Raw genomic sequence first — 15,007 nt, forward strand, 5'->3', positions numbered from 1 at the left:
CGTCGATCGACTAGGAGATCAGGCCCTGGTCCACCGCTGGGTGGCCTGGCCGTTGCACGAGGCCACGGTCACGGTGGCGGAGTTGCCGGTGCCGGTGACGTTGAGGCACAGGTTGTTGGCGCCGCTGGTCACGGTGCCGTTGGAGTTGAACGTCCACTGCTGGTTGTTGTTGGTGTGGCAGTCCCACAACTGCACGCGGGTGCCCGACCCGGCGTTCGTGGGGGAGTCGAGGCACTTGCCGAGCGTCTGGAGCCGGCCCGAGCCGTAGCTGAAGACCTGGTTCGGGTTGGTGTGGCAGTCGTAGATCTGCAGCAGGGTGCCGTTGGCGCTGGCGCTGTTCGGCGAGTCGACGCAGCGCCCGGCCGCCTCGTTGCGCAGGCGGAAACTGGTCGAGGGGCTCGGCGACGGCGTGGGCGACGGGGTGGCGCTCGGCGACGGCGACGGACTGGGCGACGGGTTGGGGCCGGAGGTGCTCTGGAACTGGGAGAAGAACTTCCAGACCTCGTTCTTGGTCCAGGTCTGCGCGCCGTTCTCGGTGTACGTCCCGTCCACCGGCGCGGGCGTGTGACCGTTGTCGTACGCGGCCCAGACCACCGGATACCCGGCCCGGCAGCCCGAGTAGGCGGTGACGACGTGGCTCCGGCTGCCGGAACCCGGCTCGGGCGGGTTCTGCGCGGTGCACCCGTTGTTGCGGACGAACCTGTCGCGCAGCGACCGTCCCTGCGAGATGTTCAGCACGTTGTCGGTGATGCCGTGCAGCCCCATGTACGCGATGGGCTGGCTGCCGCCGTTGCACCCGCTGAGCTGCGCGCCGGCGAACACCGCGACCGCGCGGAAGACGTTCGCCCGGCTGCACGCCAGGGAGTAGCTCATGCCGCCGCCGTAGCTGAAGCCCATGGCGAACCGCAACGACGGGTCGACGCAGAGGTCGGCCTCGACACGCTGCATGATGTCGTCGAAGAGGGTGACGTCCTCGCCGTTGGAGTTGGCCCACCCGTTGTTGAGGCCCTGCGGCGAGATGAAGATCGCGGTGTTGTTGGCGAGCTGCCGCTGCCCGTAGTAGGACCACGACGACCCGCTGCCGCCGCCGGAGTCGACGTCGTTCATGGTGCCGTTCAGCCAGTGGATGCCGAACATCAGCCGGTAGGGCGTGGTGTTGTTGTAGTTCGCCGGGATCCGCAGAATGAACTGGCGGTTCTTCCCGCTCGACTGGATGGTGTGCGTTCCGCTGGTCAGCGTCGGGGTCTTCCCGCATCCGGAGGTACCGGCCGCGGCGGCGCTGCCGCTGTTCATCGCCAGGTGCGCCGCGAGCAGGACGAGCGACGCGACCAGCGCCATCGCCCCGCGAATGAACCTAGGCTTCGACATTCGCGATTCCCTCCGGCTGTGGGGGCCGGGCCGGCGATAAAGACATCGTTCTGCGTTCCTCTCCATCAGGTGCACCGGAAACGAGGTGGGAGCGCTGAGGTTGCAGCGGAGCACATACGACCTGGTCATGAATGTCAAGCAGCTTGATACGCGGGACCCGCTGGCCAGGGAAGGTTCGGGCCGATCGCGTGAAACTTTCGTGGGTAACAGCCCGATCGTAGGCCGGTGGCGGGTGTCCGCGTCGACCTATGAGCCATCGCCATATGGGACTCTTCGCGTCCATAAGTTTCGGAATAACGCCGATAATTTCATCCGAATGAGATCGACGCGCGGTCGGGGATCGGCACGCTGTTCTCGACCTGGTCGGGGTCGAGACTCCCGGGTCGACCTGGATGATTCCGGCTCCCTTGCGGGGCGCCGCCCGGAGGCGTTCGAGGACCTGCCGGAAGTTCAGGGGCCGCGAGATGGGCGCATCGCCGCCGGGGGAGCGATCGGAACGCAATACACGTTCGTGCCTCATGGCGGGTACGGCGCTCAGGTAACGTCCAGAGACGGGCGACTCGAGGTGGATCATGAAGGTCGTGGTGATCGGGGCGGGGATGGGCGGCCTGGCGCTGGCTCAGGCGTTGTCCCGTGGCGGGATCGAGGTGGTCGTCCACGAACGTGATCGGGCCGTGGAGGCCACCGGGGGATACCGGCTCCACCTCGACCACCGGGCCTGCGCCGTGTTGCGCCGCCATCTCGCGCCGAGTCACTATCAGGCGCTGCTCGCCAGCTCGGCCGGGCGGCAGGCGTTCACGCGGTTCGCCATGGCCGACCACCGGATGCGCCTGCTGTTGGGGTGCCGGTAAGAACGTTGTCACACGCCCCAAACCGGGATGATCTTGTTTTGTGACCTGGCTTGTTGATGCTGAGCCGTCATGGCGCGTGCCCCGATGGACATCGATGAACTGGTCGAGCACTGGACGATCCTGGACGAGGAACGTGATCTGATCGCAGGGAAGCGCGGTGCCACCCGCCTCGGCTTCGTGATCTTGCTCAAGTTCTACACCCGGCAGGGCCGGTTTCCGCGCGGGCGCGGGGAATTGAGAGGAAGGAGGAGGTCGAGCACGTGGCCAAGCAGATCAACGTGGCCGCCGCGGACCTTTCCTCCTATGAGTGGTCCGGATCGACGATCGAATACCACCGCAGCCAGATCCGCGCCCACCTCGGATTCCGTACGTGCTCGGCCGCCGATGCCGTGGTGCGGGTTGCCAGGAAGGACTGGACGGTCCCATCGTGCGCATGTGGGTGTCACGCCATGGCAACGCAGTCGACTTCGATGTCGAAATTCCCTGGCCAGGCGGGAACGCAGACGAAGACGCGGGACGGCGGGTCGACGGGGAAGTAGCGCGTGTAAATGGTGTTGACCGCCGCGAACTTCTCGACCGATGTGCAGTACACGGTGCACTTGAGAATCTTGTCCAGCGACGAGCCCGCCGCCTGGAGGCAGAGTTCCATCTGGTTGAGGACGAGTTCGGTCTGCCGCTCGATCGATGCCCCAGCAGCGACCTGTCCGCTGCCCGGGTCGAAAGGTGGGAACCTGGAAACGTAGATCGTGTCGCCGTGCCTGGTCACGGCCGAGGTCGGTGCCTTCCACCGTTCGAGGTAGGTCGACAGCGGCTCGACGCGAATGATTTCCCTGCTGGTCGCCGGTTCTGGGACGTCGTAGGTCTCCAGGACGCGCCGGTCGAGAAGCGGGATGAGCCGGCCGATGACGAGATCGGTGAAATGCGGTGTCGCCTGGTGGACGGCGAACGCCTCACGTGAGGCGTGGCGTTCCAGGATCACGATCTCGTGGTCGTCGTCGAGTTGCCGGTGGGGGATGAAGGAGATGTTGCCGGGTTCTGTTCGCGCGGCCCGGGTGATCTCCTGAAGGAGAGCGAGCGCCTTGTTCTGATTGCCGTTTGCGATCGACAGGCGGGCGATGACTTGCAGTTCGGGCATGGCTTTCCTGTCGCCGCCGCATCGTGGCCTGCGCCGACCACAACCCGACGCCGCGTACCGCGGTGAGCGCGGAGATGATCGCTGGATCCTTCAGCGTGTCCATGGTCTCGACGTCGATGAGCCTGTCCCGACTTGAGGCCTGCCCTCCCGTCATCTGGGCGATCACGCTGCTCGGCGAAACCGGGTCTCCCAGGTCCTGACCGGCAGCGTCGGGGCCTGGGATGTGGGCCGTGTCCCTCTGCGTCGAGGAGGGGCGGTTGTGCCAGTGGAGATCGCCGACGCACCAGGCGCTCGTGACCCGGTGGACCTGGATGGCGTCCAAGGCGCCGAACACCCACGCACGCCGGCCACCCGGGCTCACACGCGGGTTTTACAGGCGGGCTCGGACTCACGATCGGGCCCGGACTCAGGTTCGCGTTCAGGCTCTCGGTCGGGTTCGTGGGCGGATTCATCCTCGGGCTCGCCGTCAGGCTAGCCGGCCGAAGGTACCCCGAAGCGGAGCTTCGCCGCTGCCGTCTACTCCCGGCACGCCTTGCATGCCGCCCTTCGCTCCGCCATGGGCGCACTGCTCTTCACCAGCCACGACCGCGCGCAGCGTCCGGTGCCGCGCATCGGCGCGAGCGGCGGACCGGCCACAGGCTCTCACCGGTGATGCCGAGCGGCTCCCGGCTGGTCGCCAGCACCCGCAGCAGGGGGCAGCGTCTCAGCAGCCGTTCGGCCAGCGCCGCCACCCCGTCGACCAGATGCTCGCAGTTGTCCAGCCGTTCCCGCAGCGGATGCGACGCGGTCAACTCCCGCAGCTCCGGTACGGCCGCCCGATGCCCGCCCTGCCGGAGCTCCGCCTCGATCCGGTCCTCCAGCGCGCCGGCAGCGAGAGCAGTCCCCGTCGGGCCGGACCGCCGAGCGCCACCTCGCTCCCGTTGTCACGCCACGCCCGCGTGTCACCCAGGATCTGGAACCGCACGAAAGCCGCCACCGGCTCGATGGATCGAAGCCATCGATGAACCCCATTGACAACAGTCGTTTCTGGAGATCGATCCCGCGTACATAGGCTGGTTCAACAGCGCGCTGCCAGGAATGCCGTCACATCGGAGGTGGCGTCCGTCATGACCAGTTGCCCAATCCGCTTTGACCCGCTCTCGCCGGAGCAGCTGGCGGATCCGTATCCGCTTTACGCTCGGCTGCGACGTGAGGCCCCGGTCTTCTACTCCGAGGCGCACGGGCTGTGGGTCGTCAGCCGGTACGAGGACGTGCTCGCGGTCGTACGCGACACGGAGACCTTCTCCTCCCAGAACGCGGTCCGTGCCTCCGTACGTCCGCTTCCGCAGCCGGTGCTGGACGTCCTCGCCACGGGCCGGCCCATGGCGCCGACGCTCACCGACAGCGACGGGCAGGTTCACCGCAGGCTCCGCCTGCTGGTCAGCAAGGCGTTCACCCCCAAGCGCGTCGCCGAGCTGGAAGGCCGTATCAGGGAGAACGTCGACGCTCTCATCGACGAGTTCGCCGGCGACGGCCGCGCGGACATCATCGAGAGGTTCGCGTGGAATCTTCCGATGTTCACCCTCACCGACATGCTCGGTATCCCCCGCGACGACATCCCCACCCTGCATCGGTGGAGCGTCAGCTGGTTGCGCATCCTGCAGGCGACCGACGGCGTCGAGGAACTCGTCACCCGCGCGCACGACGTCGTGGCGATGCAGCGGTATTTCATGGACGCGCTTCAATCGCGGGTGGGCAAGGCGGGAGAGGACCTCATGTCGAGCCTGCTGGACGCCCGCGTGGCCGATGGCGAGCCCATCGGGCATGAGGAAGCCATGCGCGTGACGATCAACCTCCTCATCGCCGGACATGTGACCGTCACCCGCAGCATCGGCAATGGTCTCACCACATTGCTGGCGCACTCGGACCAGCTTCAGGCCGTGCTGAACGACCCGGACCTGGTGCCGGCCATGGTGGAGGAGATCCTGCGCTTCGAGTCACCCGCGCAGGGACTTTTCCGTACCGTCCGCAAGGACACCGTGCTCAATGACGTGGCGATCCCGGCCGGCGCTCACCTGATGGTCCACTGGGCGTCGGCCAACCGTGACGAGCGGGTTTTCGGCGGGTCCGACGTCTTCGATGTCACCCGCGACTCCATGGCCACCCACGTCGCCTTCGGAAAGGGAGTCCATGCCTGCCTGGGCGCCCCGCTCGCCCGCCTGCAGTTGAAGATCGCGTTACCCCGGCTGTTCGAGCGGTTGCCGAATCTCCGCATGGCCGCGGGCGAGGACACCGCCGTGCGCGACACCATCTTCTTCGCGCGCGGCTTCAAGAGGCTCGAAATCGAATGGGACGTGAAAGACAGCTGAGCCTATCGATCACAGCGATGACATCCATCGATGACAACCGTTTCCGGTGCTTCCCCGTCGTCGCATAGGTTCACCGCAGGGGCACATTTCTCAGTTCGCCAGGTAAACGCTTCCGGATCATCGGTTGAGCGACCGCTGCACGCACTTCGCTGTACGCACAGAGCGTCACACGCATGCGCTCTGGCAGGTTCTTGGAGAACGCATTGAACAAGCCGAATGATGAAGTCGTCATCGTCACCGGTGGTGCCAAGGGCATCGGCCGCACCTACTGCCACGCTCTCGCCGCCGCCGGTTACCGGGTGGCCGTCGCCGACATCGCCGACCCCTCCGACACCGTCACCGAGATCTTGGACAGCGGTCGCGAGGCCCTCGCGGTCGACGTCGATGTCGCCTCGCCGGAGTCGGCCGAGGCGATGGCCGGGCAGGTGGCCGAGAGGTGGGGCCGCATCGACGGCCTCATCAACAACGCCGCCTACTTCACCGCAGTACGGAAAGCGCCGTTCCACGAACTCACGGCCGAGGAGTGGGAGAAAGCGTTCCGCGTGAACGTTCTCGGCACCTGGCTGTGCTGCAAGGCCGTCTTTCCCGTCATGCGCGAACAGGACTACGGGAAGATCATTAACACGTCCTCGATGGTGGTGGCGACCGCGATGCCGATGTTCCTGCACTACGTCGCGTCGAAGTCGGCGATCGTCGGTCTCACCCGCTCCCTCGCCCACGAGGTGGCGCGGTACGGCATCGCGGTCAACACCATCTCACCGTGCTACGTGCCCCACGACGCCTCGTACGTCGCCAGGCAGGACCACGCCATGGGCACCGCGATCATCAACCAGCGGGCCTTCAAACGCGAGATGAACCAGCACGACCTGGTGGGCACGATGCTCTACCTGATCGGGCACGGCTCGGACTTCGTGACCGGCCAGAACCTCTTCGTCAACGGCGGACGCGCCTTCACCTGAGAGAGGCGTCGTCCGCTGCAGCAGTTTGGGGGAATCGGTGATTGGTCTGACGCGGCGGCACGACTGGTTATGCGACTGCCGGGCATTCGGAAGAGGCGTCGCAGCATGAGAGCCGGGTTCGACGCCACCGGGGAGACCCTTCCCGTCGCGGTGGTGGGCGCGGGCCCGGTCGGCCTGATCACCGCCCTCGGACTGACCCGGTACGACGTGCCGGTGGCCGTCTTCGAGGAAGACGACCGGCTCTCGCTGGACACCAAGGCCGGCACCGTGCTCACCCGCACCCTGGAGGTGCTGCACCGGTACGGGGTGCTGCCCGACGTGCTGCGCGCCTCACTGCGTATCGACGAGATCGGTGAGATCGACCGGGCCACCAACGAACCCACGCTGAGCGTGCGTACGGGAGACCTCACCGAGGACACCCGCTTCCCCTTCGTCGTCAACATCCCCCAGCACCAACTCGAACCGGTCCTGCGTGACCGCCTCGTGGCGCGTGAACTGGCGACCCTGCACATGGCGCACCGGCTGACCACCTTCGAACAACACGCCGACCACGTCGAGTTGACGTTCGACACCCCGGACGGCGAGCGGCACGTCAAGGCCCGCTATCTCCTGGCCTGCGACGGCGGCCGCTCGCGGGTGCGTGAGCGGCTCGGTATCACGGTGGAGGGGCACACGCTCGACGAGCGTTACGTGCTGGTCGACCTCAAGGTGGATCTGGATATCGCCAACCCGCGCGACTACCCCTACCTGGCCTACTTCTCCGACCCTTCCGAGTGGGTGGTCCTGGTCCGGCAGCCGCACTGCTGGCGCTTCCTCCACCCCCTGCCCAAGGAGGCCGCCGAGCCGACGTACGAGGAGTTGCGGGACAAGGCCATCCGGTTCATCGGTGAGGTCGAGGGCATCGAGGTGCTCGGTACCAACCTCTACTCCGTCCACCACCGCGTGGCCGGGCGGTGGCGTACGGGCCGGGTGTTCCTCATGGGCGACGCCGCGCACCTGATCACTCCGATGTGGGCGCTCGGCCTCAACACCGGCGTGCTCGACGCGTGCAACCTGCCGTGGCGGCTCGCCTGGGTGCTGCGCGGCTGGGCGGAGGAGTCGCTGCTGGCCGGCTACGAGGTGGAGCAGGCCCCAGTCGCGATCAAGGGTTCAGGCCAGATGGCCGAAGCGGCCCGCGCCGCCATGAGCCGGCAGGGCGATGCCGTGGGCGGGGCCGTCACGGCGATGACCGACGGCAACTGGGGCAACGCGTTCACGCGCGGTCTGCTCGGGGTCCGCCTCGACGTCGATGGCACCGGCGACTGGTCGATGGTCAGGACCGGTTCGGCCCCGCTGCCGGTACGCACCGGCGACCGCGCTCCCGACCTGCCGCTCTTCGGCCTCGAAGGGCCGGTTCACCTGCACGATCTCACCGCCGAGTCCTTCGTCGCGCTCTACTTCACCGACACCCGGCGACGCCCGCAGGTGCCCGCTCAGGACAGTCCCGCACTGCGGCGTTTCGCGGTCTCCCGCTGGGACGCGCCGCACGACTCAGGGCTGCGTGGGCGAGCCCTGTTCGACCCCGCCGACCGGGTGCGCCGCCGGTTCGGCGTGGGCACCGACACCGTTGTCCTGCTCAGGCCCGACGCGCACGTGGCCGCGATCCTGCCCTTCACTCCCACGTCGGATGAGGACGTCGCCGCGGCCGTTTATCAGCGCATCACCGGATGCGCTCCGATCCGTTTCGAGAAGTTCGAGAAGTTCGGGGAGAAGGCATGACCAGCGCCAAGACCGTGCCCGGCCCCGACGGGCAGCCCGTCGAACTGGGCCCCGTCGGCCAGGAGATCGTTTTCGAGAACGAGCAGGTGCGGGTCTGGGAGATCGAGCTGGAGCCCGGCCGATCGCAGCCGTGGCACCACCACCTCAACCCGTACCTGGTGATCGCCCTGGAGGCGGCGGACAACCGCATCGACTCGATCCACGGGGGTGACCCGCGTCTGGTGCACGAGCCCGTCGGGGGAGTTGTCTACCGCGATCCCGGCGAGATCCACATGCTCACCAACCGTGGCGAGGGCCGCTACCGCTGCCGTCTGGTCGAACTCAAGTGCCTGGGAGAGAACGACAAGGAGGAACAATGAAGGCCACCTGGTTCACCCGCTTCGCCGGGGCCGCCGGCGTCGTGCTCATGGTCGCCGCGTGCGGCGGCGGCGGAGGAGACGACGAAGGTCAAGCCGCCGACACCGTCCGCTATCTGACCTCGTTCAACACTTTTGGTCGCGACGCGTACGCCTATGTGGCGCTGGAGAAGGGCTACTTCAAGGACGCGGGGCTCAACGTCGACATCAAGCCGGGCACCGGCACCGTCGACGCGATGAAGCTGCTGGCCGGTGGCCGGGCCGACTTCGGCATCGGCGACTTCACCGGCACGCTGATCACGATGGCCAAGGAGAAGCTGCCCGTCGTCGCCGTCGGCATGGTGCACCAGAACTCGTTGGCCGCGATCATCGCGCTGGAGGAGGGCGGGATCAGAACGCCGAAGGACCTGGAGGGAAGGACCATCGGCGACCAGCCGGGTTCCACCGTCCAGGTGACCTTCCCGGTTTACGCCAAGGCCGCCGGCGTCGACGCGTCGAAGATCACGTTCGTCCCGGGCGCCCCGCCCGCGTTGCCACAGCTGCTGGCGAGCGGCTCGGTGGACGCGATCGGCCAGTTCGTCGTCGGCCGAGGGCTCATCGAAAAGGCCGCACAGGGGAAGAAAGCCGTCGTCCTCCCGTACGGCGAGGTCCTGCCCGACCTGTACGGCAACGCGTTGCTGACCTCGAACACCATGGCCAGTGAGAAGCCCGAGGTGGTCAAGAGGTTCGCCGCCGCCCTGTTCAAGGGCCTGGAGTACTCCATCGCCAACCCCGAGGAATCCGGCGAGATCCTCAAGAAGTACCAGCCCACCCAGAACGCGGAGGTCGCGGCCGCGGAGGTACGGGCGATGGCTCCCTACGTCACCGCGCAGGGCCAGACGATCGGCGCGGTCAGCAGGGCCAAGGTCGAGGCGAACATCAAGCTTCTCACCGATTCGGGTGCGATCCCGGCCGGAATGACTCCCGAGCAGGTCATCGACCTGTCCCTGACGCCGCAGGGCTAGGCGAGGCGGCATGATCAAGCTCACGCACGTCTCGCACGTCTTCGCCGGACGTCAGGGTGAGGTCCACGCGCTGGACGACATCACCCTTGAGGTGCGCCGCAACGAGCTGGTGACGCTCGTGGGCCGCTCGGGCTGCGGCAAGTCGACCATGTTGCGGATGGTCGCCGGGCTGCTGCGGCCCTCGTCGGGAACGGTCACGGTCGCCGGTGAGCCGGTGGGCAAACCCCGGCAGGATGTCAGCTTCATGTTCCAGCGTGCGGCCCTGCTGCCGTGGCGTACGGTGCTGGACAACGTCCTGCTCCCGGTGGAGATTCTCCGCCTGGACCGGGCGGCCAAGCGCCGGCGGGCACATGAGCTGCTGGAACTCGTCGGTCTCGCCGGTTTCGAGAAGCGGCTGCCGCACGAGTTGTCGGGCGGCATGCAGCAGCGCGCGTCCCTGTGCCGTTCGCTGATCCAGGATCCCCTCGTCCTGCTCATGGACGAGCCCTTCTCCGCGCTCGACGCGCTGACCCGGGAGGAGTTGTCGATAGAGCTGCAACGCATCCGGATGGAGCGGGAGATGACCATCGTCTTCGTCACCCACTCCATCGAGGAGGCGGTGCTGCTCGCCGACCGGGTGGCGGTGCTCAGCCCCCGGCCCGGCCGGCTCCGCAAGATCATCGACGTGGACATCCCACGCCCGCGCACACTCGGGCGCAACGCGTACGCGGACCGAGTCGCCGAGGTCAGCGCCGAACTGCACGAGCTGTTGATGCCGGCGCCGATGGCGCCGGAGGGCGCCGGATGACCGCCGTGCCGCGGACGCGGCGGATCGGCTCCAGGGCGACGCGGCGTCTGGTGGACTGGGGCCTCCCCGTCATCGCCCTGGTCGTCCTGGTCGCCCTGTGGTGGCTGGCCACGATCGTCTTCTCGATCGAGCAGTTCCTGGTGCCCGCGCCGGACGACGTGATCGAGGCCTTCATCGGCCAGTCCGGCTTCCTCTTGGAGCAGACCTGGGTGACCCTGCTGGAGACGGTGCAGGGGTTTGCGGTCGCGGTCGTCGTCGGAATCTCCACGGCGATGTCGATCGCCGGTTCGCGGTTACTTGAGAAGATGATTTATCCGCTGCTGCTCGCGGTGAATGCCGTACCGAAGATTGCGATCGCGCCGATCCTTGTGGTCTGGCTGGGCTTCGGGCCGTTTCCGAAGATCGTCATGGTGTTCCTGCTCTGTTTCTTCCCGATCGTGATCTCAACGGCCACCGGCCTGAAATCCACTCCCGCCGAGCTGACCGAGCTGGTCCGCTCCTACGACGCCAGCCGCCTGCAGGTGTTTGTCAAAGTCCGTTTTCCGTACGCGTTGCCGCAGGTGATGGTGGGTCTCAAGACGGCGATCTCATTGGCGGTCATCGGCGCGGTCATCGCGGAATTCGTCGGTGCCGACGCCGGACTCGGCTTCGTCATCGTGCAGTCGGGCGCGAGCGCGGACACCCCGCTGGCCTTCGCCGCCATGGCCCTGCTCGGCGTCATCAGCATCGTTCTCTTCTACGGTCTGAACGCGCTTGAGAAGGTGATTCTCCCGTGGGCGGAGGAGAATCGTTGAGAAATTAGATGCTGCGAGCCGTGTCGATGAGCCGGCGGCGGAGCCACTGGTGCGCGAGGTCGTCGTTGTCGCGAGGGTTCCAGTACATGGCTTCCTGGATGGCGCTCAGCGACAACGGATATTCCACGATCCGCAGTTGTGCCACGCTGACCAGTTTGAGAGCCAGACGTTCCGGCGCGATGGTGGCCAGCCGGGTTCCGGTGAGCAGGAGCAGCGGCACCGCGAAGCTCTCCGTCGTCAGCTCCACCGGAATGTGCACATTCAGCGCCTCCAGATCCACGTTGGTGATCGGTGAGACGGTTCCCCCGCTGAAGGCGACGTACCGGAGTGCGGTGGCCTGTTCGGGTGTCACCGAATCGCGCACGTCAGGGTGGTTCCGATCGACCACCAGCACGTAGCGATCGGTGAACAGCGGCTCGTGGGGGAAGGGAAGCTTCCGGTCGGCGAGCTTGGTCGGGATGATGACCATGTCGACCGCTCCGGAGCGGAGCTGGTCGGCGAAGTCGGCGTCGACCGGACGCATGCAGATCCGAATGTGCGGCGCCGTACCGGCGATCGATTCCAGCAGCGGGCCCAGGAGCACTATCGTGACGTAATCCGCCGCCATGATCGTGAACGCGGCCTTGTCCTTCGCCGGGTCGAAGCCGGGCGAGCGAAGTAAAACCGCCTCGGCGGCGCTCAGCGCCTCCCGTACCGGCCCGACCAGCGTATCGGCGAGCGGCGTCCGCTGCAGGCTCCGCCCTTCCCGCACCAGCAGCGGATCACCGAAATGTTTGCGCAGTCTCGCCAGCGAGGCGCTCATCGCAGGCTGCCCGACCGACGTCCGCTTGGCCGCCCGCGTGACGTTGCGCTCGGTCAACAGCGCGTCCAGCGCGACGAGCAGGTTGAGGTCGACACTTGCCAGGCTCATGAAGGGCTCCGGCCGCTTATGAGAAAGATCGACAACTCTCCACGACGCTACCACTCCATAAAGCGCGGCGCGCTGCACGTCGTGGGCCGCCTCCCAGCCGCCTGCCGGCGCGGCGGCCCGCGTCAACGCCGTCTCCCCGGGCTTCATCGACACCCCCATCCAGGGCGGCGCCACCCCGGAGCAGCTTTCGCAGCTCCACCCCAACAAGCGCACCGGCACCGTCGACGACATCGCCAGGGGCGTCATCTACCTGGAGGAGTCGCCGCTGGTCACTGGCGAGTTCCTGCACGTCGACGGCGGCCTCATCGCCGGCCGCTGAACTTCGGCGACCGAGCGAAAAGGAGCGGGAACATGGCAGGCGAGAAGAGCGACGAGGAGATCTTCGCGAGCGTCCTCGACACCTGGAAACACGGCATCGACGTGCACGACACCACCGAGATCGGGTCGGCCTTCGCCGAAGACGCCATCTTCCAGGGCGGCCACCCCGACCCCGTGCGAGGACGCGACGCCGTAGTGGCCTACTACGACCCCGAGCCGCTGACCGGGGTCGAGTACGAGATCATCGACGCCCGCCGCTCGGCGGACAATGTGATCGTCGGTTACGCGACCGCGCACTTCGAGTTCCCCGGCCACACTCCGACCGTCCACCGGCACGTGACCATGGTGCTCGAACGCACCGGCCAGCAGTGGCTCATCGGTCATTACCACGTGTCGCTGATCCCGGCCCCGCACTGAGCCGGGCCCGCCGGGCGGTCGTCACGGCCGGGGGATGACCGGGAGCAGGGCCGGGCGTTTGGCCGTCCGGCCGTCGCCGCTCGATCGGCCCCGGATACGGCGGATCCGCCAGGGGCCGAGGAAGGCGGTGCCCCAGCCCATCTCGGCCCCGGTGGGGAGCAGGGCGTTCGGGTGGCGGACCCGGGGAGTTCGTCGGTCCGGGTGAGGTCGCTGCCGGGCACGTCCAAGGCGTGGGCGGCCGCGGCGGCGATGCGTTCGTGGCCCAGGGGAGCGGCGTGGAGCCGGTCGCGGCTCCACAACCTGGCGTCGGTGGAGACAGGGCAGGGGAACGGGGTAGGGGAAGGTGTCCGCCAGGACCGTGCCGTGCCGGCGAGAGGCCTCACGGAGCCGGTCGTCAAGTTGAGGATCTTGGCAGGAAACGCCGGGCAACCGGGCCGCGTTCTTCACGCCGCGTTCTTCACCAGGTGATGTGCCCTTGGCCGTCATCCTCGCGGGTGGCGAGCCGACCGGCGGCTTCTCAGCGCGGCGCGCCAGCGGGGTCGGTGATCGGCAGCCGGACGGCCGTGTTCAGCCTGACCTCGCCGTAGGGGCGGACGTGCTGCCAGAACAGTGGGGTCAGGCCGCGCCGGTCGGCCGGGGTGAGCAGGCCCGCCCACTGCTCGTCGGCCAGGACGTCCTGCAGCATGAGGGTGTTGACGAACACCAGCGCCGCCTGGAGGATCCAGCGCGGTCATCTCCACCTCCTCGCGCCGGTTGGTGGAGATCTCCCCGCCGCGTCCGTAGCAGATGACCGCGTTGGCGCCGTTCCATGCCTCCACCACGTTCAGGCCTTCCTCGATCTGCCGCCGCAGGTCGCGATCGCGCAGGTAGCGGGCCACGAAGACGGTGCGCTGGGCGCGGCCGATCTCCAGCATCGCCTGGTAGGCCGGGTGCGAGGCCGAGCGGGTGAACCGCGACAAGATCGCCTCGGTGGAGGCGGTGCCGGTCCGGATCGCGGTGGCGTACTTGATCACCTGGTCGTCGTTGGTGGCGATCAGGTCCCAGCGCACCGGCCGGGTCAGCGCCGGCGCCACCCGCCCGTACCGGGCAGCGTCCCCCGGCTCGGCCTGGTACAGCCGTACGTGGTTGATCTGCTTGATGCGCGGGAGCAGGTCGACGTTCAGCAGCCGGGTGATGCCGAACCCGATCTCCGACTGGCCGTGGGAGTCGACGTAGTTGCCCTCCACCTTCATGGTGGTGCCGTGCCTGATGGCGCCCTCCACCATGGCGGCCACCTCTGAGGCCGAGGCCTTCAGCGTCTGGGAGTGCACCACCACCGACCCGCGCTCGACGTGCCAGTAGACCAGCACGCCGCGGCCGCCGTAGCGCGAGTGCCACTCGGTGAACAGGTTCTGATCCCAGGCCCGGAAATGGGTGGAGTCGGAGGCCACCGCCGTCGACCCGGCACCCCACAATCCGGCATCGCGCACCGCGAAGGTGGCGTTGGCGATCTCGACCGCGACCATCCGCGCCACCTCCGCGCTCAGATAGCGGCGGCGCACATACCGCAGCTCCTCCTCGGTGTGCGGGTGCGCGCCGGAGGTGACCGACCGGATCCCGCAGTTGGTGCCGTAGGCGTAGATCAGCAGCATCAGACGCTCGGCCAGCACCTGCCCCTCCAGGTGGCCGCCCCCGGTCAGCGAGGCCACCTTCTCCAGGCAGCCGGTCCGCAAGATCGCCTCCTTCAGCACATCGATGAGCGGGACCGCGCTCCACCGGCGGGCGACCTCGTTCTTGATCCGGCGCAGGTTACGCGGCTCGGGGGCGGTTTCGATCGGGGACAGCTTGATCGCGCCGCCCTTCCGGTCGGCGATCTGCACCCACGACAGCGTCGGCAGCATATGGTCGAGCTCGGCCAGGGCGTCGCTCACCTCCTGGCGCAGCGCCCGGCAGAACGCCTCGGATCGCGCGGCTTGCGCAACTCGGCGTAGTGCTCGTCCTCGAGGTCACGCGGCGAGCCGAC

14 protein-coding genes and 1 pseudogene are annotated in these 15,007 nt (G+C 67.7%); 10 read left to right on the top strand and 5 right to left on the bottom strand.

Annotation, left to right across the window (positions count from 1 at the left end; all coding sequences use genetic code 11):
* Positions 1-18: 18 nt before the first annotated feature.
* A complete protein-coding gene (locus AW271_RS22030; protein ID WP_174553111.1) occupies positions 19-1,368 on the bottom strand; it encodes a ricin-type beta-trefoil lectin domain protein in 1,350 nt (449 codons plus the stop codon).
* Positions 1,369-1,940: 572 nt separating this feature from the next.
* On the opposite strand from AW271_RS22030, the gene AW271_RS22035 reads away from it, so the two are divergent.
* On the top strand, positions 1,941-2,219 hold the full coding sequence (locus AW271_RS22035) for an FAD-dependent oxidoreductase (protein ID WP_062339291.1): 279 nt from the start codon (positions 1,941-1,943) through the stop codon (positions 2,217-2,219).
* Between the two features lie 442 nt (positions 2,220-2,661).
* Here AW271_RS22035 and AW271_RS38690 read toward each other — a convergent pair whose 3' ends face one another.
* Together AW271_RS38690 and AW271_RS41550 are read right to left on the bottom strand one after the other, a co-directional pair.
* On the bottom strand, positions 2,662-3,354 hold the full coding sequence (locus tag AW271_RS38690; protein WP_083977022.1) for a Rid family hydrolase: 693 nt from the start codon (positions 3,352-3,354) through the stop codon (positions 2,662-2,664).
* 623 nt (positions 3,355-3,977) lie between these two features.
* Positions 3,978-4,223 (bottom strand): annotated as a pseudogene (locus AW271_RS41550) (BTAD domain-containing putative transcriptional regulator); the annotation flags it as partial.
* Positions 4,224-4,460: 237 nt separating this feature from the next.
* Between AW271_RS41550 and AW271_RS22050 the strand changes: the two are divergent.
* From AW271_RS22050 to AW271_RS22080, 7 genes are all read left to right on the top strand, one after another.
* Positions 4,461-5,702: a cytochrome P450 gene (locus tag AW271_RS22050; protein WP_062339293.1), complete on the top strand. Its 1,242-nt coding sequence runs from the start codon at positions 4,461-4,463 to the stop codon at positions 5,700-5,702.
* Between the two features lie 203 nt (positions 5,703-5,905).
* On the top strand, positions 5,906-6,661 hold the full coding sequence (locus AW271_RS22055) for an SDR family NAD(P)-dependent oxidoreductase (RefSeq protein ID WP_062339294.1): 756 nt from the start codon (positions 5,906-5,908) through the stop codon (positions 6,659-6,661).
* Positions 6,662-6,766: 105 nt separating this feature from the next.
* Entirely contained in the window at positions 6,767-8,419 is a 1,653-nt protein-coding gene (locus AW271_RS22060; protein WP_062339295.1) for an FAD-dependent monooxygenase, read from the top strand.
* The gene (locus AW271_RS22065; RefSeq protein WP_051760537.1) at positions 8,416-8,778 is read left to right on the top strand and encodes a cupin domain-containing protein; all 363 of its coding nucleotides are present in this window, start codon (positions 8,416-8,418) and stop codon (positions 8,776-8,778) included. The genes AW271_RS22060 and AW271_RS22065 overlap by 4 nt, the downstream gene beginning before the upstream one ends.
* Positions 8,775-9,779: an ABC transporter substrate-binding protein gene (locus tag AW271_RS22070; RefSeq protein ID WP_218008124.1), complete on the top strand. Its 1,005-nt coding sequence runs from the start codon at positions 8,775-8,777 to the stop codon at positions 9,777-9,779. The genes AW271_RS22065 and AW271_RS22070 overlap by 4 nt, the downstream gene beginning before the upstream one ends.
* Before the next feature lie 10 nt (positions 9,780-9,789).
* The gene (locus AW271_RS22075; RefSeq protein ID WP_062339296.1) at positions 9,790-10,566 is read left to right on the top strand and encodes an ABC transporter ATP-binding protein; all 777 of its coding nucleotides are present in this window, start codon (positions 9,790-9,792) and stop codon (positions 10,564-10,566) included.
* Positions 10,563-11,360, top strand: a complete 798-nt coding sequence (locus AW271_RS22080; RefSeq protein ID WP_083977026.1) for an ABC transporter permease — start codon at positions 10,563-10,565, stop codon at positions 11,358-11,360. Before AW271_RS22075 ends, AW271_RS22080 begins: the two co-directional genes overlap by 4 nt.
* Positions 11,361-11,364: 4 nt before the next feature.
* Here the strand turns inward: AW271_RS22080 and AW271_RS22085 are convergent, their stop codons facing one another.
* Positions 11,365-12,501 (bottom strand): LysR family transcriptional regulator, encoded by a 1,137-nt coding sequence (locus AW271_RS22085; protein WP_369408464.1) that lies wholly within the window; start codon positions 12,499-12,501, stop codon positions 11,365-11,367.
* Here AW271_RS22085 and AW271_RS43195 point away from each other — a divergent pair.
* Complete coding sequence (locus AW271_RS43195; protein WP_369408465.1) at positions 12,428-12,589, top strand: hypothetical protein; 162 nt, start codon at positions 12,428-12,430, stop codon at positions 12,587-12,589. The genes AW271_RS22085 and AW271_RS43195 overlap by 74 nt on opposite strands.
* A 32-nt stretch (positions 12,590-12,621) precedes the next feature.
* On the top strand, positions 12,622-13,005 hold the full coding sequence (locus AW271_RS22090; protein WP_062339297.1) for a YybH family protein: 384 nt from the start codon (positions 12,622-12,624) through the stop codon (positions 13,003-13,005).
* A 482-nt stretch (positions 13,006-13,487) separates the two neighbouring features.
* On the opposite strand, the gene AW271_RS22095 is transcribed toward AW271_RS22090, so the two are convergent.
* Positions 13,488-14,915 (bottom strand): Tn3 family transposase, encoded by a 1,428-nt coding sequence (locus AW271_RS22095; RefSeq protein ID WP_062339298.1) that lies wholly within the window; start codon positions 14,913-14,915, stop codon positions 13,488-13,490.
* Positions 14,916-15,007 lie beyond the last annotated feature (92 nt).

The organism is Herbidospora sakaeratensis (genome assembly GCF_001570525.1).
GTDB lineage: Bacteria > Actinomycetota > Actinomycetes > Streptosporangiales > Streptosporangiaceae > Herbidospora > Herbidospora sakaeratensis.